An 18,801-nucleotide genomic window follows, 5' to 3' on the forward strand; every position below is an offset into this window, starting at 1 on the left:
GCTAGTGAACGGGAACCGAAACGGCAATTTATTCCTTCTGCGCGGAAATGGTCAATTCCTGGATGGGCTGGAGTTCTGCGCCCTGCATCCAGACGATGAGGCCTTGCCATTCGACGACAGGCCAGTGTTCCCTGTCGGTTCCGGTGACTTTGAGGCGTTCAAGTACTTCTTTTACCTTGCGTGGACCGCTGGAGTAGCGCAGGGTTACTCGGTCACCAGGCTTCCAATTGCGGATGATTGCGGGGGAAACCGGGGCAGTGGCGGTGGCCTGAAAACGCAGGCCAAAGGCGGTGGCCTCGCCAGGCACAGGAAGCGGGCAGGCGGCTGGCGCTTCCGATGAGTGGATTTTAGGCTGGTTACGCGAGAGGCGGAGTTCACGGGGAGTGCGTTCGACGGTGAGCGGGCCGGGGAGTGCCAGTTGCTGGCCTGCGCGGCCCTGGGTGGCGAGCAGGCGCAGGGTCTCGGTTGCGTCGAAACTGAGCGATACTCCGAGGGTAGCGGCGGCATGGCGAAGCAGGCGGCGTTGCAGGGCGGGAGGCAGCGCGCTGACGCGGACTATGTCCAGAGCGAGGGCGTCTTCATTCGCGGAGGCACGACCACCGCCGCGGACGGGACGCCCGGTGAGGATGAGCTGGGGAGCGAGGCGGGCTAGTTCGGATTGCCACCAGGCTTCTTCATCGCGGGATAGCTCGGCCATGTTGGAGAGATGTTTCCGAATCTGGGGGTTCCATTGCTCAAGTTCCGGAAGCAACTGGTGGCGGAGGCGGTTGCGGGTGTAGGCCGGGTCGCTGTTGGAGGCATCTTCGCGCCAGCCCTGACCCAGTTCATGAAGATACGCCTCGATTTGAGGACGCGTGGCAGCGAGGAGCGGGCGGAGAATCCTGCCCTCAGGGAATACGACGATGGGATGGATGCCGGAGAGGCCTTCGGTCCAGGCACCGCGAAGGAATTTCCCTAAAACGGTCTCTGCCTGATCGTCGAGGGTGTGGGCAGTGGCTACAGCATCCACGTGGCCATGGGCCATGAGTTGGCGGAACCAAGTGTAGCGCAGGCGGCGGGCTGCTTCTTCTATGGATTCCTTATGCTCTTCCGCTTCGCTGGCGGTATCAACCTGAGCGGAATGAAAGATGAGGCCGAGGGATTGGGCGAGGTCCGAGGCGAATTGCCGATCGGCATCGGCTGCAGCGCCGCGGAGGCCGTGATGCAGATGGGCGGCGTGAAGGACGATGCCCAGTTCATCAGCACGGGCGGCGAGTGCACGGGTAAGGGCTACGGAATCGGCGCCGCCGGAGAGTCCGATGGCCAGCCGCAGGCCGGGCTTGAGGAAGGATGTGCTGAGAGGAAGATGCGTAGCGATCACTCCTTGATGTTAGAACGGTGAGACCGAATGGTGGGACAGAACGGTGTAACAGGGTATACTCCACTGGTTATGCAGGTTTTTGCGATCCTTCCCGCTGCTGGTCTGGGCACGCGCATGGCTGCGGCGTTGCCAAAACAATTTCTGGAACTGAATGGGCTGCCAATCCTCATTCATTCTCTTCGCGCCTTTGCGTCTGTACCGAGGGTGACGGCGATCTACGTTGCAGTCCGCGGCAATGAGGTGGAGCGTGTTCGAGCGCAGGTGGCCGAATATGCGGATGCCTATGGTTTTGCCGGACGGGTGCATGTGGTCGAAGGCGGAGATAATCGCCAGGGATCGGTGGCGAATGCCCTGGCTGCGCTGAAGAGCGGCAACGAGGATATTGTGCTCGTTCATGACGCGGTGCGGCCTTTGATCGATACGGCGACCATCGAACGAACGATTGACGCGGTGGTGGAGTTTGGCGCAGCGATTGTGGGGCTACCTGCGATTGATACGGTGAAGCAGGTGGAGCGTACGGCGCATGGGGCGCTGGTGACTTCGACGATTCCGCGAGAATTTGTGGTGCTGGCGCAGACTCCCCAGGGATTTCGCTGCGGAGTGCTGCACAAGGCGTTTGCGGAAGCGACGGCGGACGGATTTGTGGGAACCGATGAGGCCTCGGTGGTAGAGCGAATGGGGCACCCGGTGGCGGTGGTTCCCGGCTCACAGGTTAATCTTAAGATCACACAACCTGGGGACATTGAACTCGCGGAGTTCTATTTGCGACAAAGAGACCGGGATCGTAATCGGGTTTAAGCGGGATCATTCAAAACTTCTATTCTTCATTCAGGATGGATAAGGAACAGGCACGAACATTATGGATACACGAATTGGATTTGGTTGGGATTCGCATGCGTTTAAACCGGGCGTTCCTCTGCGCATTGGCGGGATGACTCTGGAACATGACTCTGGGTTGGCTGGCCATTCGGATGGCGATGTGCTGTTGCATGCAATTACCGATGCACTGCTGGGAGCGGTGGCGGCTGGAGATATTGGAAGCTTTTTTCCGCCGGGCGATCCGCGCTGGAAGGATGCGGATTCCGCTATCTTTTTGAACCTGGCCCTGGAAGAGATTCAGCATGCCGGGTACGGCATTGTGAATGTGGATACGACACTGGTGCTGGCGGCTCCGAAGATTTCTCCGATTGCCGGGGAGATGCGGGTGCGTGTTGCTGAATTGCTCAATGTCGATCTGGACCAGGTAAGCATCAAGGCCAAGACTCCTGAGGGACTTGGATTGGATCATGTGGCGCAGGCTCATGCCGTGGTGCTGCTGGAACGGGTGCGCGATCCTGAGGATCTGAAGAGCATGTCGGCGGTCATTCAGAGCCAGCGTGAGTTGGAAGATGTTGTCGAAGACCTGCTGACACAGGTGCATGGCGTACCCAAGCGCAGGGAGATTGTGCCGGCGTTTGATACGGAAGACATCACCTAGATCTGGTGATACTGGTCCTGATGATCGTTGTTCTGTGAGTGAACATCGGGATGCTGTATGTCTTCGCTTTTACGAACTGGAGGATGGTTTCGGCGACACTTGACGCGTGACCATCTTCCCCCGCATCGGCTTTGCCGTGAGATTGAACTCTGGCGAACTGGTTAGAAAGATACGTTGACAATGCCTGAACTTGATTCTTCTTCTGCGCCGACTATTCGTGTTCGCGTTGCTCCTTCGCCTACCGGCGACCCGCATGTTGGAACCGCATACATTGGCCTGATCAACTACGTCTATGCACGACAGCGTGGGGGCAAGTTCGTTCTTCGCATCGAGGACACGGACCGCGCACGCTTTGTAGCCACGAGCGAGCAGATGATCTTCGATGCACTGCATTGGTGCGGGCTTACGTGGGATGAAGGTCCGGACGTGGGTGGTCCCTACGGGCCTTATCGTCAGTCGGAGCGCACGGAGATCTATCGTGAACACGCCGATCTGCTAATGGCAAACGGCAGCGCGTATCGGTGCTTCTGCACGGCCGATGAACTCGAAGCCGCTCGCAAGCAACAGATTGCAGCCAAGCTGCCACCGCGCTACTCGGGCACATGCCGCAATCTATCTGCTGAGCAGATCGAGGAAAATCTTGCGGCTGGAAAGCCTTTTGTCATTCGCATGAAGGTGCCCCTTGAAGGATCGACCACGTTCAAGGATGAGCTGCGCGGCGATATCACTTTCGAGCACACCAATGTCGATGACCAGGTGCTGTTGAAGTCGGATGGGTTCCCTACTTACCATCTGGCGAATGTTGTCGATGACCATCTCATGCGCATCACGGATGTGATACGTGCGGAGGAGTGGATTTCTTCTACTCCCAAACATGTTCTGCTGTACCAGGCTTTTGGCTGGCCTGCGCCACGCTTCTGGCATATGCCGCTGCTGCGCAATCAGGACAAGTCGAAGATTTCGAAGCGCAAGAATCCTGTCTCGCTGGTCTACTATCGGCAGGCTGGTTTTCTACCCGAGGCTGTGCTGAACTTCCTGGGACTTCTGGGCGGTGGAATGCCAAACGACATCAATGGCGGGACAGAAAAATTCACGCTGGCAGAGATGGAGCAGCACTTCGATGTGAAGAATATCCGGCTGGGCGGGCCGGTGTTTGATCTCACCAAACTCAAGTGGTTGAACGGCGAATATATCCGTGCACTCGCTCCTGCTGACTTTTACGCGGTGCTTCGCTCTACGGTGCTCTCCGATGCTTATCTCTCTGAGATTGCGCCGTTGATACAGACTCGTGTTGAGACGCTGGGGCAGTTTGGCGACCTGACAAACTTTTTCTTTGCAGACAACATTCTTCCGACGCCTGAGGTGTTTGTTCCGAAGAAGCGCACGCTGGAGGAAACTCTCCCGTTCGCTGCGGATCAGCTTGCGGTGCTTGAGGCCACTGACTGGACAGTTGAGGCACTCGAAGCTGCGCTGAAAAAGTTGGGCGAAGAAAAGCTGTGGTCGGTCAAGGAAAACTTCATGCTGCTGCGCGCAATTGTGACAGGCAGCACGATGAGCACTCCACTGCTTGAGAGTCTGATTGTGTTTGGTAAGGCGCGTACGCTTGATCGGGTCCGGCGCTTTGGTGAGACGCAGAAGAAGCTGGCTTCTCAGAAGAAGTGATGCCTGCTATTTCTTAAGCAGTGATTCGCGATCGATTTCGTTGCCATCAACCAGCAGGGTGCTGATGCGGCGGGCGTTCCAGATGTTGGTAGTGGGGTCGCCGTCGAGAACGAGAATATCAGCGCGTCTGCCGGGAGCAATCTGGCCTAATTCATGCCAGTTGAATTGGTCCGCGTAGTTATTTGTCGCTGCGGCGAGAGCCTCTCGAGGAGATAGACCGAGGCGCACCATCAGCTCCAGCTCTGTGTGCATGGAGATACCGGCCATCGTGCCCATTGCCGGTGTTCCGCTGGCTGCGAGATAGTGGGGATAGGCCGCAAATATAGTCTGATTGATTGCCCACAATCTGTCCGCCTGTTGGTCTGCTTTGCGGCGCATGCCGTCTTCCATCCAGCGTTGTGTTGAAGTGGGCAGATGCCGTGTCCACGTGGCCAGAGGATAGATCAGCTCGCCGGTCTCGGGATCTACTCTGGGATCGGTTGCAGACTCGGGGATGGTGGGATCGAGAAGTTGTGCTGCTGGTTCCTTCCAGAGGTTGCGGTGATTGGGTAGGCGCAGGTAGTAGATGCTGAAGGTCGGCATCAATGCGGTGCGATGGCCAGCGAGAAATCTTGCGTAGTCGTGCAGGTGAAAGTCGGTCGGCGGAAGCCGCTCGGAGTATCCATAGGCGGTGCGGCTGGCGGAGCCTTCAGGATCGTCCACAAGGGGCTGCTGAAGTTCGTCCGGGATGACGCCCAACTCGTAGCGGCTCATGTGGAGTAGCGCGTCAACGCCTGCCTGGATACCTACTCTGTAGGGAGTCGAAACGAACTCGCCGTAGGTGATGAGGCCGAGTTGATGGGCGTGCTCGATGATCCATTGCGTGTTGGCTGCCGTGAGGTTGTGGCCCAGCCAGAGGACGCGAGTCCCGAGTTTGGCGGTGTCTGCGAGCTGATGCGCGGTGTCGTCGGGGTTGAGTTCGACGGAGCGTCCATTGATGTCTTTGAGCTTGGTGGCCCAGGCTGGACGATTGATCAGCAGGCTCCAGTCATCGGTGGAGCCTATGCTATCGAGGAGATAAAGATGGGGAGTTGGGCTGGCGTGCTGGTCTATGTGGCCACGGCGTTCATCGGAGCTGGCGACGACAGTGGTTACACCCATGTAGAGATTGGCGCTGGCTTCGCCCTGGCTGCTCATGCCTGCGAAACCATCGATCAGGCCGGGAATAAGAAATTTGCCGGTGCAATCGATGACTCGCGATCCCTTGGGGATGGGAAGTGCACTTCGTGGGCCGACGGCGGTGATGCGGCCGTCGCGGATGTAGATAACGGCATCCTGAAGATCATTGGCCGAGTGGCCCCACTCGGTGACATCGATTACCGTGCCGCCAGCCAGAACCAGCGGTGGTGTTGAATTTGGTTTTGGGAGCTGTACTTGAGGGGACGCGGCGCCGCAGTCAAAAGCCAGGGTGAGGACCCCGACGCAGACAGACGATATTCGCAGCAATGTTCGCGTCATGAATGACATGGGGCTTTAATCCTCATATTGTTGCACGAAGATGTGTTTACAGCATGAACGGACGACGAATGCCAGTCTCTATACAACGGGTGGAATGCTGAACTGGCAGTTCCCTTTTGTACAAGCGCAGCTGTCAGACACCAGACAATTCTATAGACGAGCGGGGATTTTGCCGTACAAAGCGTATGCATGGAGGAGCATGCTGGCTGGAAGAAATATCTCAGATGGCAATTCTTGTGCGATGTCGCAAAGAGGCGAGATATGGCTGGAGTGCGGCCAACGCAGCCTGCGCGGTGAGGCCGTAACGCTCGCGTAGCTGATCCACTTTGCCGTGCTCAATGAAGTGGTCTGGCCAGCCGATGCTGACGACTGGAACACTCAGTCCAAGTTGGCTGAGGGCTTCGAGGATAGCTGAGCCGAAGCCACCCATCTTGACGTGATCTTCAAAGGTGACGAAGGCGGTGACGCGCCGGGCGTAGTACTCAATCAGATCAAGGTCGAGAGGCTTGACGAAGCGGGGATTGATGACGGCGGACGAGAATCCTTCTTCATCGAGACGTCTGGCAAGATCCTCGGCCAGAGCGATCATGGGGCCAAGGCCGAAGATGGCTACATCCGCACCGATGTTCGGGCTGTCGGAAAGGACTTCTGCTTTGCCGATGGGAAGTGCTACTGGATGTGGCTTTCGTTCTACTCCGGTGACAACGCCGCGTGGATAACGGATGGCGCTGGGACCGGGAATCTGGAGCGCGGTGAGCATCATGTCTGCGAGTTCATCTTCATCTTTGGGAGCCATGAGGACGATGTCGGGGATACCGCGGAGATAGCTGATGTCGAAGAGACCGTGATGCGTGGGGCCATCGTCTCCGGAGAGACCTGCACGGTCCATGCAGAAGAGGACGGGGAGCTTTTGCAGGCAGACATCATGGACGATGGGATCGAAGGCACGCTGCAGGAAAGTCGAGTAGATGGCGCAGACTGGCTTGAATCCCTGCGTGGCCATTCCGGCGGCAAAGACGACTGCGTGCTCCTCGGCGATGCCTACGTCGAAGTAGCGCTTGGGGTGATGCGGACGGAAAAGATCGAGCGCGGTGCCGTTGGGCATGGCTGCGGTAATGGCCACTATTTTTTCATCTTCGTCGGCGAGCTGCACGAGTGTGTTGGCGAAGACTTCGGAGTAGGTGACCTGACCGGCTTGCTTGGTCTCGCCGGTTTCTGGATCGTAGGGTCCGAGGCCATGGAACTTCTTCTGTCCGTCGAGTGCGGGTTGGAAGCCTTTGCCTTTTTGCGTGAGGACATGGAGAAGGACTGGTCTGTCCTCAGTCTTGAGGAACTTGAAGGTCTCGATGAGCAGCGGTAGATTGTGGCCGTCGATGGGACCGTAATACTTGAGGCCGAACTCTTCGAAGAACATGGAGGGCCAGAGGATGCCTTTGGCTGCTTCTTCGGCTTTACGCGCTACATGGGCGACGGTCTTGCCGCCGAAGCGTTCGAGCAACCTGGACGCGGAATCGTGCAGATGCTTGTAGCGCTCGTTGGTGACGATGCGGTGGAAGTAGCCGGCGATGGCTCCGACGTTGCGATCGATCGACCACTCATTGTCATTGAGGACGATGATGAGGCGCTTGGTTTGTTCGGCGATGTTGTTGAGCGCTTCGTAGGAGATACCGTTGGTGAAAGCTGCATCGCCGGCGAGAGCGATTACATGATTCTTGCCGCCGGATAGGTCGCGCGCTACTGCCATGCCGAGTGCTGCGGAGAGTGCGGTGCCTGCGTGGCCTGCTCCGTAGGCGTCATGCTCGCTCTCGGTACGCAGCATGAAGCCGTTCAGGCCGCCTGGTTGTCGGATGGTATCGAACTGTGCTCGGCGACCGGTGAGAATCTTATGAATGTAGGACTGGTGGCTTACATCCATGGTGATTTTGTCTTCAGGGGTGTTGAAGACGTAATGCAGAGCCATCGATAGCTCGACAACGCCGAGATTGGGGCCGAGGTGACCACCTGTGCGGGAGAGCTTCTGAATCAGGAACTCGCGGATTTCGACGGCAAGTTGCTCTAGTTGAGCATACGAGAGGCGCCTGATGTCGCGCGCCGATTGGATTGTATCGAGCAACGTTGCCATTCCATTTCCTTCCCCAGGAGGATTCGCGGCTTCGACCAGGGGCTTCTACGTTCTGCCTTCCGATGGTGGATAGGCAGCAAAGACCGGAGGTAAAGTCGCACCGACCATTGTCTGCGACAAAGACCAGAATCGGCCTCAGCAAGTATAACAATTTCGTGAATTGCCCATTTTTGCGAGCGCAACCATTTTATGTCTGCTCAAAGATTGGACGCTGGGTTATTGGTTCAGGTGTGTTTTTTCGGACGTTTGTCGACGATCTTTGAAGGGCATCGGGCCTGCGATAGGATATGGATGCGGCGCCTGTGGCACAGAAGGGCGATTGACTGGATTGATTTTTCACGAGCTGGAGATGTGAGATGCAGACTGTTCGCCTATTTTCGATTGCACTTATCTTGTTGATTACATTTGGCTTTCATAGCCGGATGGCAAACGGACAAGTTTTGTCTGCCGATGGGCAGAGTGCTACTCCCAATGCTCTGGCAGACAGTACGGTAAAGCCTGGGAAAGCTATCCTCTTCGATCTGGAGGCCCAGTTTGCAAAGGCCACAGCGGAAGGCGGCGGCAAGGCTTTCGCCACCTGGTTTGCCGAGGATGGTGTATCGCTGGGAAATGGGCAGGCGGCAGTTCATGGGCGGGATGCGATTGCGAAACAGGCTACCTGGTCTCCTAAGGATTATCAACTGGTGTGGACTCCCACAGATGCTGAGATGAGCGCGACGGGCGATATGGGCTATACCTGGGGGCATTACGAAGGGCGCAGTCATGATGCCGATGGTAACTCAAAAGTAACTAGCGGACGTTACCTGACTATCTGGCGCAAACAGCCGGATGGGAGCTGGAAAGTCGTTCTGGATGCGAGTAGTGATGAACCGGCGGGGGCGGACGACTGCTGCAAGTTGCCTCCGGGGGAATAAGGCGAAATAACTCCGGGTACGGCGGTGCATTACAGTACCGTTACATTCTTATACAAATACAGACAGGCGAGATTACTTCTGTTGCAGACTGCGGTCAGTCATCGCTAACCCGTTTGTGCAAGAGCTAATTGCGGATGGTTAGGCCATACTCATGCATAGGTAAATGGCCACAATGTCTGCAGTTCAAGATAAAACCCGAACCGAACGCCGAACTATACCCCGGGGCCCTGAGGCGGAGGTTTTTAACCTCACTCCAGACCCTGCGTTGGAGGAATTGGTTCGACTTGCATCGGTACTTTCGGGAGCAGACTACGCCTATCTGAGCTGGATCGATTCCGGTGAGCTTTGGTTCAAGGCTACGCATGGATTTCTAAATCGGGAACGGGTTCTGCCATCGAGCATTTGCCATTGGGTGGTGCAGCATGGGGAACCTCTATTGCTCAAAGATGCTGCTGGCGACCCGCGTTTTCCGAATGAGGGGATTGAACTGGAGCATGCGCTTCCCTGCCGTTCTTACCTGAGCGTACCGCTTATCGGGCCGGGAAATCAGGCGGTTGGAACGCTGTCGGTACTGGCGATTGAAGAGAATCGCTTCAGCCAGGAGCATGTGAATCTGATCAATATTCTTGCCCGGCAGGCAGTGACTCGGGTTGAGCTTTATAGCCGCATAGCGGCACAGGATCAGGCGCAGCGCTCGCGGCAGCGGCTGGAACATGCGCTGGCCATCGAACGCAACTTTGTGGCGGCTACCCTGGATTCGATTCCTGCGCTGGTTGCAGTGCTGGACACCGCGGGTCGGATGGTTCGATTTAATCAGCCATGCGAAGACCTGACGGGGCTGCAGCTGGCGGATGTTGCGGGCAGGCCATTTGTCGAGGAAGTACTGACGGAGCGCGAGGCTCGCGGCTGGGCCAGCGATAAGGTGCGACAGGCGGCGGCGGGACAGGTGGCTGGTCCTTATGAGAATCTCTGGCGCACGGCGCAGGGAGCGCCTCGCCGGGTGAGTTGGACGCTTCGTCCGTTGATGGGGTTGAGCGGCGAGGTGCAATACCTGATCGTGAGCGGCCAGGATGTGACCAGTCAGCGTCAGGCAGAGCAGGCTCTGCTGACCAGTGAGACGCGCTATCGGCATGTTGTCGAGAATAGCCTGGGGTTCGTCTTTACCTGCTCGCTGGGGGGACGGCTGACCTCACTCAATACCTTTACTGCCGAGAGTCTTGGCTATGAGGTGGACGAGTTGATGGGCAAAGCTCTTTCCGACCTGCTTAGCAAGGCTGCTCAACAGACTTTTGCCGAGAGTCTGAAGACGATTATCAAGACGGGCGAATTTCAGGGCACTATTCCCATCCTGGGCAAGGATGGAGGCGTACGCAGAATTGCTTTTCGCAGCCGGCGTATGGATCTGGCCGGCAGTGCATCGTTTGTGCTGACGCATGGGATGGATGTAACGGACCAGCATGAAGCGGAAGACGAGCTGAACCTTGTGCGACGCCAGCAGGAGTTGATCCTGGCGGCCCTCGATGATGGCATTTATGGAATGGACATGGAGGGTAGACTGACCTTCGCCAATCCTGCAGCGGCCAAGCTGCTTGGTTATACCGGTGAGGAAATGCAGGGTCAGGACATTCACGATTTGATTCATTACAGCCACGCGGACGGCACTAAGCATTCCCAGGTGAATTGCCCCATTTCACTCGGGCTGAAACGTCGCGAGGCTATACGCATTCATGATGATGTGTTCTGGCGAAAAGATGGCACGACGATCCCTGTTGAATATGTTGCGAGTCCACTGATTGATGAAGGGCAGATCGCCGGTATGGTTGTAGCATTCCAGGATGTCTCTGAACGGCGACGCCTTGAGCGGATGAAGGACGAGTTCATCTCAACGGTCAGCCATGAGTTGCGCACACCGCTTACTTCGCTGCGCGCGTCGCTAGGCCTGATCTCGTCTGGATCGTTGGACAAGCGGCCCGAAAAGCAGAAGCAGATGCTGGAAGTGGCGATTGACAACTGTGACAGGCTAGTCCGGCTGGTGAACGATATTCTGGACTTTGACAGGGTGGAGCGAGGCGGTATGCCGCTGCATCGTGAGGTTCTGCCAGCGGGCGATTTGCTGCGACGGGCTGCCGATGTTCAAAACGAGACTGCACTCAAAGCGCAGATTACCTTCCGCTTCGATGCGCCGGCCAAGGTGCTGGTGAATGTGGATCAAGAGCGCATCCTGCAGGTGCTGTCGGAACTGGTTTCGAACGCCATCAAATTTTCGCCGCCACAAACGATCGTGAAATTGAGCGCGAAAGCGGTGGAGAATGACGAAATCTGCGTTGTGATCGAGGACCAGGGGCGCGGAATTCCGCGGGACAAGCTGGATATGATCTTCGAGCGCTTTCAGCAGGGCGACGCGTCCGATTCGCGGGCACTGGGTGGAACGGGGTTGGGTCTGGCGATTTGTCGCCGCATTGTGCAACAGCACGGCGGAAAAATCTGGGCGGAAAGCGGAACCGGTAAAGGAAGCAGATTTCTGTTTACTCTTCCGGCAGGCAGCTCAGAGATAGCAACCGCATCGTGAGAGAATGCCCTCGGTAGCTTTTTAATCAAGAGACGTCGCGAGAGGGCTGATCCGTATGGCATCCCCAAACCTATGGAATTTACTGTTAGGCCGTCCGCTGGCCACGTCGGAAGAACGCGCTGAACAGATAGGCCCGCTCGCGGGCATTCCCATCTTCGGACTGGATGCGTTGAGCTCGGCGGCATACGGGCCTGAGGCTGCGCTTACCCTGCTGATTCCTCTGGGATTGCTGGGAGTGAAAGAAATTGTTCCCATCAGCCTGGCGATCCTCGGATTGCTGATCCTTATTTTCTTCAGTTACAGGCAGACAATTGACGCATATCCGCACGGTGGCGGCTCGTTTACTGTGGCGAGTGAAAACCTGGGCGATGGGGCGGGATTGCTGGCGGCAGCGGCGCTGATGATTGACTATGTTCTGACGGCGGCTGTCGGTATTTCGGCGGGCGTGGGAGCGCTGATCTCGGCTGTGCCGTCTCTGCAGCCTTACACGCTTGTCCTGTGCCTGGGGATTCTGGCGATACTGACGCTGGTGAACATGCGCGGCGTGCACGATACGGGCGCGATATTCATGGTCCCCACCTACTTGTTTTTGATCACGCTACTGATCGTGATCGGCGTAGGAGGATGGCATGTGTTAATGAGCGGTGGGCATCCGGCGCCGCTGACGCCGTTGCCGGTGCCTGCTCCAGCAACTGAAATGCTGTCCCTGTGGCTGCTGCTCAAGGTTTTCTCGTCCGGCTGCGCGGCGATGACCGGAGTGGAGGCGGTGAGCAACGGAGTGATGGCGTTTCGCGATCCGGCGTGTAAGAACGCCAAGACAACACTCACTATCATCATTGCGTTTCTATTCGTGCTGCTGCTGGGAATCGCACTGTTATGCCGGGCGTACGGTGTGGCTGCCACGGACCCAACCGGACCGCATTACGAGAGCGTGCTGTCAATGCTGACGCGCGCGGTGATGGGGCATGGATGGTTCTACTACGTGACAATTGGGGCGATCCTGCTGGTGCTTGCGCTTTCGGCAAATACGGCGTTCGCGGATTTTCCGCGATTGACGCGCGCGATTGCCCTGAAGGATTACCTGCCCCATATCTTTTTGGTGCGCGGACGGCGATTGCTGTATTCGTGGGGAATTTTTGTTCTGGTGGCGCTGACTGCGCTACTGCTGATCATCTTTGGCGGCGTTACGGACAAACTTATTCCTCTGTACGCGATTGGCGCATTTCTGGCGTTCACTTTGTCCCAGGCGGGCATGGTGATGCATTGGAAGCGCCAGGGGGGCGCGCGATTTCGCGGGTTTGTGAACGGATTAGGCGCGGTGGCTACGGGAATCACCGCGATCGTAGTGCTGGTGACGAAGTTTGCCTCGGGCGCGTGGATTACGGCGCTGCTGATTCCGGCGATGATTCTGGTGATGTATACCGTGCGGCGGCACTATGACAGCGTCGCCAAGCAAACGGAGCTGGATACGCCGCTAGTCTCAGCAATGGTGCAGGAGCCGATTGTGGTGATGCCGATCGATCGCTGGAGCAGGATTACGGAGAGGGCTGTGTCATTTGCGCTGTCGCTCTCTTCGGACGTGCGGTGCGTTCATGTGCAGTCGGGAGAGGAACCGGACGAAATCAGCAAGTCATGGCAGCGGCTGGTGGTCGATCCTCTGCATATTGCCTGCAAGCCGGTGCCGAAGCTGGTGGTGCTGATGTCGCCTTATCGCTATATTCTGCAGCCGCTGGTGGATTATGTTCTTTCGGTGGCTCCCAAGGATGACTCGCGCAAGATTTGTGTGCTGGTGCCGGAGTTGATGGTGCGGCACTGGTGGGAAAACCTGATGCATAACCGGCGAGCCGATATACTGAAGGTGCTGCTGATGATGCGCGGCAACCACAATATCGTGGTGATCAACATTCCGTGGTACCTGGAGCGGGAAATAGACAGGAAGAAACCGGCCGCCTGAAATACCGGTAACCAGGAAGACCAGAACCTGGGCTGATAAGCTGAATAGGAAGCGCCGGTTTGCGGTTTGGTCCGTCTATTGGATGGGACCCGCTGAAAAGTTCTGGATTGATGGAAATTGATTGAGTTGAGGAGATCTTTGGTGAAGGGTAAGTTTTTGCTTTTGATGTTTACTGCGTTTGCGTCGTTATTGCCAGTGTCGCTTGCTGGCCAGGTTGCCAAGCCGACCGCTCCTGGGGCAGATACGATCAATGTCTTCCACCGGTATGACGCATTTGCAGGCGTTGACTACTCTTCCGCTAACCAGGTTCTGGGTTCTTCTGCGTTGATTGGTTTCAATGTGGGCGCGGATGCCAAGCTGAAGCCGTGGTTTGGCGGTGTTGTAGATTTTGGCTATTACGGAATCAACGCTACTTCGACCACTCACGCCAGTCCGACCATGACTACAGTGCTGGCTGGCCCTGAGGTCTACATACCAGCCGATAAGCTCACTGGATTTTTCCACGTGATGTTCGGCGGAGCGCATACGGGAAACGTCGGAACAACCCCGAACGTTTCGTTCGCGTACGCTATTGGCGGCGGCCTGAGCTACAGCCTTACTCCGCGCTGGTCGGCTCGTGTTTCTGGCGACGGGATTCTTTCATCCTTTGTGCAGGCTCCATCCGGTTCGGGTGAGTCAGCTCATATGCGTGTGAATCCGCGAGCTACGCTTGGAGTTTCTTACAGCTTCTAGCTTACGTTGTCTTGCTTTATCGAAAGGCATGGCTTTGGCCATGCCTTTCTGTATTAGAGCCGGAGAATATTCGCTTTAGTTAGTCCTGATGCAAAGCACGGGCTACGTCGAGCCGCAGTGCTCGCCGTGCCGGGAGGAATGCGGCACAGGCAATGATTGCGAGCAGAATGCCGATCGAGGCGATGTAGCTGAACGGATCCAGATTGCTAACTCCGTAAAGCACACCGCGCATCGTGTGCGATACTCCAGCGGTAATACCGATACCCACGACGAGACCGAGGGCAACCGGCCAGGAAAACTGACTCAGCAGAGACGCCAGCACATGCAATGGTTTTGCACCGAGGGCTATGCGGATGGCGATGTCTTTGGTTCGCTGGGATACGGTGTAGGCGACGAGGCCGAGGATTCCAAGCGCTGCCAGAAATACGGCGACGAAACCGAGCAGGCTGACGACCATGGCGATATTTCCCGAACTCCGGGTGGTATCGCGAAAGCCTTCTTTGAGGGTGTTTACTTCGGGAAAGAGCTTTGGATCGAGGCTTCGCGTTATTGTGCGAACGGAGGGAATGAATCCCTCGGGAACGCCAGCAGTTTTGATGAGAATGACCAGATCGGCCATATTGGCTTCCTGGGCTGCATGATAAAGCTCGACGGTATCTCCATTCTGTATGTCCATGAGGCGGGCGTTGGCGACCACTCCGACGACAACATCGCCGGGAGCGGAGCCGCTGGCGTCCTGCTTGCCAATGGGATCTTCGCCGGGCCACTGTTTGCGGGCCAGAGTGTCGCTGATGATGACGGCGTGCTCTTCGCGGGGAGTAAAGTTGCGCCCGCGCAGAAGAGGTATTTCCATGGTGGAGAAGAACTCCGGATCGACCTGGAATGGGAAGATTCGAACGAGATGCCCGTTGATGGTATTGGAGATGGTAGAGACTCGGAAGTGGCTCAATGGCGTCATCGAAGTGAGGGATACGGAAGTTACACCGGGGATTGTGCGCAGGCGATTGGATAACTGTTCGATATAGTTACGGGCGTCGGCGGGTTTATAGCCGTGGGTGCTCAGGCCTGGATCAATGGAGATGACTTGTTCATAGCCAAAGCCGGGGTTCGTATGAAGAGCATGTTGCACTGCCCTGACCAGCAATCCGGAAACGATGAGAAGCACGCAACTGGCTGCGACCTGCGCCCCGAGAAGCATCTGGCGCGCGATGGTTTTACGCTGACGCTGGCGGGCTATCTGCAATGCGGGCGCGAAGCCGAAGAGGAGCGCGGCGAACAGGCCGACTGCTACGGCGAAGGCGATAACGCGCCAGTCAGGAGTTGCGGTCATCCACAGGGGCGCGTTGGCATGGGCCATGGTAATCCGTATCACGATGTAGCCGAGGAAGAGTCCCGCGGCTGAGCCTAGCGACGAAAGCAGGAGGCTTTCGGTAAAGAGCTGACGGAAGATGCGTTTGCGATTGGCTCCGATAGCTACGCGGATGCTGATTTCGTGTTCGCGGGCCACGCCACGGGCGAGGAGCAGACCTCCCAGATTGGCGCATGCTACGGCGAGGATGAGCAGGACGAGGGCTCCGCACATGGCCATGGTGGCAAGCATCTCGGGCTGCATGATCTGGTCATGACCGCCGGGATCTGTGCGGATGTATTCGTTGTCCCAGATGTCTTTGGGATGCACTTTGCGGAGCTGGTTGGTTAGCGAGAGAAGCTCTTGTTCGGCGGTTTTGGCGGAGACTCCGGGGGCGAGCCTACCCCACATTTCTATTGGACCGCTGGAACCGGTATCGATGAGAGTGGTGTTGCCTTCAATGAAATAGGCAATTTGATTCATCGGAAGCCATAGATCGGGGTGTTGATTGCCGAGCGAGGGGAGAATGTAGGGGGTGACTCCGATGATCGTTGCAGGCTTTTGATTGAGATGAATAACTTTGCCAACGATGTTGGGATCTGCTCCATAATGACGCTGCCAGAAACCATAGCTGATGACAACTGCGGGGGCTGAGCCGTTTACTCGATCCTGCGCAGGATCGAGTAAACGGCCAAGGGAGGGCTGGATGCCGAGTTCGGTGAAGTAATTTTCGGTCGCGAAGTTGGAGGAAACTGGCTGTGGGTCGCTTTCGAGTTGAAGGACGCTTGTGCCGAATGTGCCCATGACTGCAGAAAGGGTTCGCGCGTGATCGCGGTAGAAGAGCATTGCCGAATAGGAAATGGTGTTGGTGGATGCATCGGGCGAGCGGCGCTGAAGACGAACGAGCGATGCCGGATCCCGCACTGGCAGGTACTGGAACACCATCATGTTGAAGAGACTGAAGGCTGTGATATTGACGCCTATGCCGACTGCCAGCACGAGGATCGCTGTCATCGTGAATCCAGGGGAGCGGAGGAGCGTACGGCCCGCGTAGGACAAGTCCTGAATAAGACGATCTATCCATGTCCATCCCCAGGCCTCGCGAGATTGTTCACGGAGCCGCACGGCGTTGCCGAAGCTGAGGCTTGCAGGACGACCGGCGCGCGCGGCCATTTCACGATGAAAATCCATTTCGTCGGCGAGTTCCTGACTATGACGATTGCGTTGAAGCAGGTAGCGGAGGCGACGGTAGAGTTCACCCATGGATGGGACCTCTTTCGGACCAGATCTGGACTCAGGCGGTGCGCAGTACGGATTGGATGGCTTGGGTAACACGATCGTATTCCTGGAGTTCGGTCTCCAGTTGTTTGCGACCGGCCGGGGTCAGGTTGTAGAAGCGGACCTTGCGGTTGGTCTCGGAAATTCCCCAGTCTGCGGTTGCCCAGCCTTTGAGCAGCAGCTTTTGCAATGCGGGATAAAGCGAGCCTTCTTCGACCTCAAGCACTTCACTGGAGAGCAGGTGAATGCGCTGGGCGATAGCGTAACCGTGAAGAGAGCCGGACTGGAGGACACGGAGAATCAGCATAGCCAAAGCTCCGGAAGGCATACCGGGTTTAGGCGTATCGATCTTAGGCATCATTGACATAGGCATAGATTATCTATGCCTATGTCGCCTGTCAAGGATCTTTTTATGGGCTTTGCGGATTATTCTTCGCCGATGTCTTCGTTCCAGATTTCTGGATGGGTGCTGATGTATCCGGCCATCAGGTCTGCGCATTCCTGGCTCTCGAGATCGATCACGTTGACGCCGCTTTCGCGGAGCCAGTCGATGCCTCCCTGGAAGTTGCGGCTTTCACCGACGATGAGCGTTCCTATGCGAAACTGGCGGACGAGACCGCTGCAGTACCAGCAGGGCGCGAGCGTGGTGACCATGATCAGATTTCGATAGGAGGTTTGCCGACCGGCGCGACGGAATGCGTCGGTTTCGCCGTGTATGGAGGGATCTCCATCCTGAACACGACGATTGTGTCCGCGGCTGAGCAGGGTGCCCTCCTGCGTAAAGAGCGCTGCGCCGACGGGAACTCCGCCCTCGGCGTGTCCAAGCCGGGCTTCGTCGAGAGCTACGGCTAGCATTTGCTGATAGAGCGTGTGCCAATCCTGCATTGGGATATCCTCGCCGAGTGCTTCTTGTTCTTTGAGGATACGGTATGTTCGCGATCTGGCTGGGAGCGGCATCTTCAGATGAAGGCTTGCAATCTCTTTACTGCATGTTCTGTTCGGCGAAAAGTTTTTGAAATGCAGGCATGTCGCGTAAACCTGCAAACTCTTCATCTGCCATGATTTTTTTACGATCAGCGAAACGCTCATCAATGGCAGTTCGCAGAAGCTCGATTGCACGATCGTACATGCCAGCGTGAGCGTAGCTCTTGGCGAGATAATAGTTCATGGCCCCACGCAACTCAAGAGTCGCTGGATCGCCAACGTGATAGTAACCGATGCGCTCCAGCACATTCGGATCGAGTGCCAAGGCGGTTTGAAAACACTCCAGTCCTTTTTTGAATTTACGCTCGGCCATCATATCGGTGCCCAGATTCTTATAGATGAGCGGTGCCTTGGGGCTTAGCTTGATGGCTTTGCGATATAGTTTCTCGGCATTGCGATACTGCTTGAGTGTGTAGAGAATTGTGCCTAGATTATTGAGTACATCTGGATTACTGGAATCGAGTTTGAGAGCTATTTGGTAGCTTTTTCTAGCTTCATTCAGGAGCAGCATCTGCTGATTTGCGATCCCCAACTTGTTCCAGATTGCAGAAGAATCGCGCGGACCTTGACGATAGGCTTCAATGGCTTCCTGGTAACGTTGATGGGCCATATATAGATCGCCCATCTGCTCTGGCGATGGGTGCTCTACCGGGGTGCCCTGGCTCGCAGATGACGTTCCGCCAAGCACCGTTTCAGACTCGGGGTCAGTTCCAACGATGTTGAAATCCGTAAGATTTTTGGCTGTTAGTGGCGGCGTCCATGCGCTGAAGGTGACGATTAACACAAAAAGCGTGAAGGCCTTGAGAATGCATTTCGCGCGTCTGAGTCTGCACACAAACATGGAGATCACCAGTGCTCAGCTCTGGGCATTGCAATGACTTATACATGCACCAGGTTGGTGGCC

General features: G+C 56.6%; 14 protein-coding genes. 7 read left to right on the top strand and 7 right to left on the bottom strand.

Translation table 11 applies throughout. The features are described 5' to 3' along the window. Positions 1–28 precede the first annotated feature (28 nt). A complete protein-coding gene (gene tilS, locus OHL19_RS13900) occupies positions 29–1,360 on the bottom strand; it encodes a tRNA lysidine(34) synthetase TilS (RefSeq protein WP_263358299.1) in 1,332 nt (443 codons plus the stop codon). A gap of 69 nt (positions 1,361–1,429) precedes the next feature. Here tilS and ispD point away from each other — a divergent pair, with 69 nt between their 5' ends. The 3 genes from ispD (at position 1,430) to gltX (ending at position 4,499) form a co-directional block, all read left to right on the top strand. Continuing rightward, positions 1,430–2,158 (top strand): 2-C-methyl-D-erythritol 4-phosphate cytidylyltransferase, encoded by a 729-nt coding sequence (gene ispD / locus OHL19_RS13905; RefSeq protein WP_263358385.1) that lies wholly within the window; start codon positions 1,430–1,432, stop codon positions 2,156–2,158. Between the two features lie 61 nt (positions 2,159–2,219). Beyond that, positions 2,220–2,837, top strand: a complete 618-nt coding sequence (ispF, locus tag OHL19_RS13910; protein WP_263358300.1) for a 2-C-methyl-D-erythritol 2,4-cyclodiphosphate synthase — start codon at positions 2,220–2,222, stop codon at positions 2,835–2,837. Positions 2,838–3,017: 180 nt separating this feature from the next. Further along, positions 3,018–4,499 (top strand): glutamate--tRNA ligase, encoded by a 1,482-nt coding sequence (gene gltX, locus OHL19_RS13915; protein ID WP_263358301.1) that lies wholly within the window; start codon positions 3,018–3,020, stop codon positions 4,497–4,499. A gap of 6 nt (positions 4,500–4,505) precedes the next feature. Here gltX and OHL19_RS13920 read toward each other — a convergent pair whose 3' ends face one another. Beyond that, positions 4,506–6,005, bottom strand: coding sequence for an amidohydrolase family protein (locus OHL19_RS13920; protein WP_263358302.1), 1,500 nt, complete (start codon positions 6,003–6,005; stop codon positions 4,506–4,508). Between the two features lie 211 nt (positions 6,006–6,216). Further along, the gene (dxs, locus tag OHL19_RS13925) at positions 6,217–8,118 is read right to left on the bottom strand and encodes a 1-deoxy-D-xylulose-5-phosphate synthase (protein ID WP_263358303.1); all 1,902 of its coding nucleotides are present in this window, start codon (positions 8,116–8,118) and stop codon (positions 6,217–6,219) included. A 356-nt stretch (positions 8,119–8,474) separates the two neighbouring features. Here dxs and OHL19_RS13930 point away from each other — a divergent pair, with 356 nt between their 5' ends. From OHL19_RS13930 to OHL19_RS13945, 4 genes are all read left to right on the top strand, one after another. After that, on the top strand, positions 8,475–9,032 hold the full coding sequence (locus OHL19_RS13930) for a YybH family protein (RefSeq protein WP_263358304.1): 558 nt from the start codon (positions 8,475–8,477) through the stop codon (positions 9,030–9,032). A gap of 172 nt (positions 9,033–9,204) precedes the next feature. Continuing rightward, positions 9,205–11,601 carry a PAS domain S-box protein gene (locus OHL19_RS13935; protein ID WP_263358305.1) on the top strand — a complete coding sequence of 799 codons (2,397 nt, stop codon included), beginning with the start codon at positions 9,205–9,207 and terminating at the stop codon, positions 11,599–11,601. A gap of 55 nt (positions 11,602–11,656) precedes the next feature. Continuing rightward, positions 11,657–13,555: an APC family permease gene (locus OHL19_RS13940; protein WP_263358306.1), complete on the top strand. Its 1,899-nt coding sequence runs from the start codon at positions 11,657–11,659 to the stop codon at positions 13,553–13,555. A 141-nt stretch (positions 13,556–13,696) separates the two neighbouring features. Beyond that, on the top strand, positions 13,697–14,287 hold the full coding sequence (locus OHL19_RS13945) for an outer membrane protein (RefSeq protein WP_263358307.1): 591 nt from the start codon (positions 13,697–13,699) through the stop codon (positions 14,285–14,287). 79 nt (positions 14,288–14,366) lie between these two features. On the opposite strand, the gene OHL19_RS13950 is transcribed toward OHL19_RS13945, so the two are convergent. The 4 genes from OHL19_RS13950 to OHL19_RS13965 form a co-directional block, all read right to left on the bottom strand. Further along, positions 14,367–16,898, bottom strand: a complete 2,532-nt coding sequence (locus tag OHL19_RS13950; RefSeq protein WP_263358308.1) for an ABC transporter permease — start codon at positions 16,896–16,898, stop codon at positions 14,367–14,369. Between the two features lie 31 nt (positions 16,899–16,929). Continuing rightward, the gene (locus OHL19_RS13955; protein WP_263358386.1) at positions 16,930–17,280 is read right to left on the bottom strand and encodes a PadR family transcriptional regulator; all 351 of its coding nucleotides are present in this window, start codon (positions 17,278–17,280) and stop codon (positions 16,930–16,932) included. A gap of 59 nt (positions 17,281–17,339) precedes the next feature. Next, positions 17,340–17,798, bottom strand: coding sequence for a nucleoside deaminase (locus tag OHL19_RS13960; protein WP_263358309.1), 459 nt, complete (start codon positions 17,796–17,798; stop codon positions 17,340–17,342). Between the two features lie 97 nt (positions 17,799–17,895). Continuing rightward, positions 17,896–18,738 (bottom strand): tetratricopeptide repeat protein, encoded by an 843-nt coding sequence (locus tag OHL19_RS13965; protein ID WP_263358310.1) that lies wholly within the window; start codon positions 18,736–18,738, stop codon positions 17,896–17,898. Between the last annotated feature and the right edge of the window lie 63 nt (positions 18,739–18,801).

It is taken from the genome of Acidicapsa ligni (assembly GCF_025685655.1).
GTDB lineage: Bacteria > Acidobacteriota > Terriglobia > Terriglobales > Acidobacteriaceae > Acidicapsa > Acidicapsa ligni.

Bases quoted from the DNA above. Each gene is read 5' to 3' on its own strand.
- ispD (WP_263358385.1), top strand. From the start codon at position 1,430: ATGCAGGTTTTTGCGATCCTTCCCGCTGCTGGTCTGGGCACGCGCATG.
- ispF (WP_263358300.1), top strand. From the start codon at position 2,220: ATGGATACACGAATTGGATTTGGTTGGGATTCGCATGCGTTTAAACCG.
- gltX (WP_263358301.1), top strand. From the start codon at position 3,018: ATGCCTGAACTTGATTCTTCTTCTGCGCCGACTATTCGTGTTCGCGTT.
- OHL19_RS13920 (WP_263358302.1), bottom strand. From the start codon at position 6,005: ATGTCATTCATGACGCGAACATTGCTGCGAATATCGTCTGTCTGCGTC.
- dxs (WP_263358303.1), bottom strand. From the start codon at position 8,118: ATGGCAACGTTGCTCGATACAATCCAATCGGCGCGCGACATCAGGCGC.
- OHL19_RS13930 (WP_263358304.1), top strand. From the start codon at position 8,475: ATGCAGACTGTTCGCCTATTTTCGATTGCACTTATCTTGTTGATTACA.
- OHL19_RS13935 (WP_263358305.1), top strand. From the start codon at position 9,205: ATGTCTGCAGTTCAAGATAAAACCCGAACCGAACGCCGAACTATACCC.
- OHL19_RS13940 (WP_263358306.1), top strand. From the start codon at position 11,657: ATGGCATCCCCAAACCTATGGAATTTACTGTTAGGCCGTCCGCTGGCC.
- OHL19_RS13950 (WP_263358308.1), bottom strand. From the start codon at position 16,898: ATGGGTGAACTCTACCGTCGCCTCCGCTACCTGCTTCAACGCAATCGT.
- OHL19_RS13955 (WP_263358386.1), bottom strand. From the start codon at position 17,280: ATGTCAATGATGCCTAAGATCGATACGCCTAAACCCGGTATGCCTTCC.
- OHL19_RS13960 (WP_263358309.1), bottom strand. From the start codon at position 17,798: ATGCAGGATTGGCACACGCTCTATCAGCAAATGCTAGCCGTAGCTCTC.
- OHL19_RS13965 (WP_263358310.1), bottom strand. From the start codon at position 18,738: ATGTTTGTGTGCAGACTCAGACGCGCGAAATGCATTCTCAAGGCCTTC.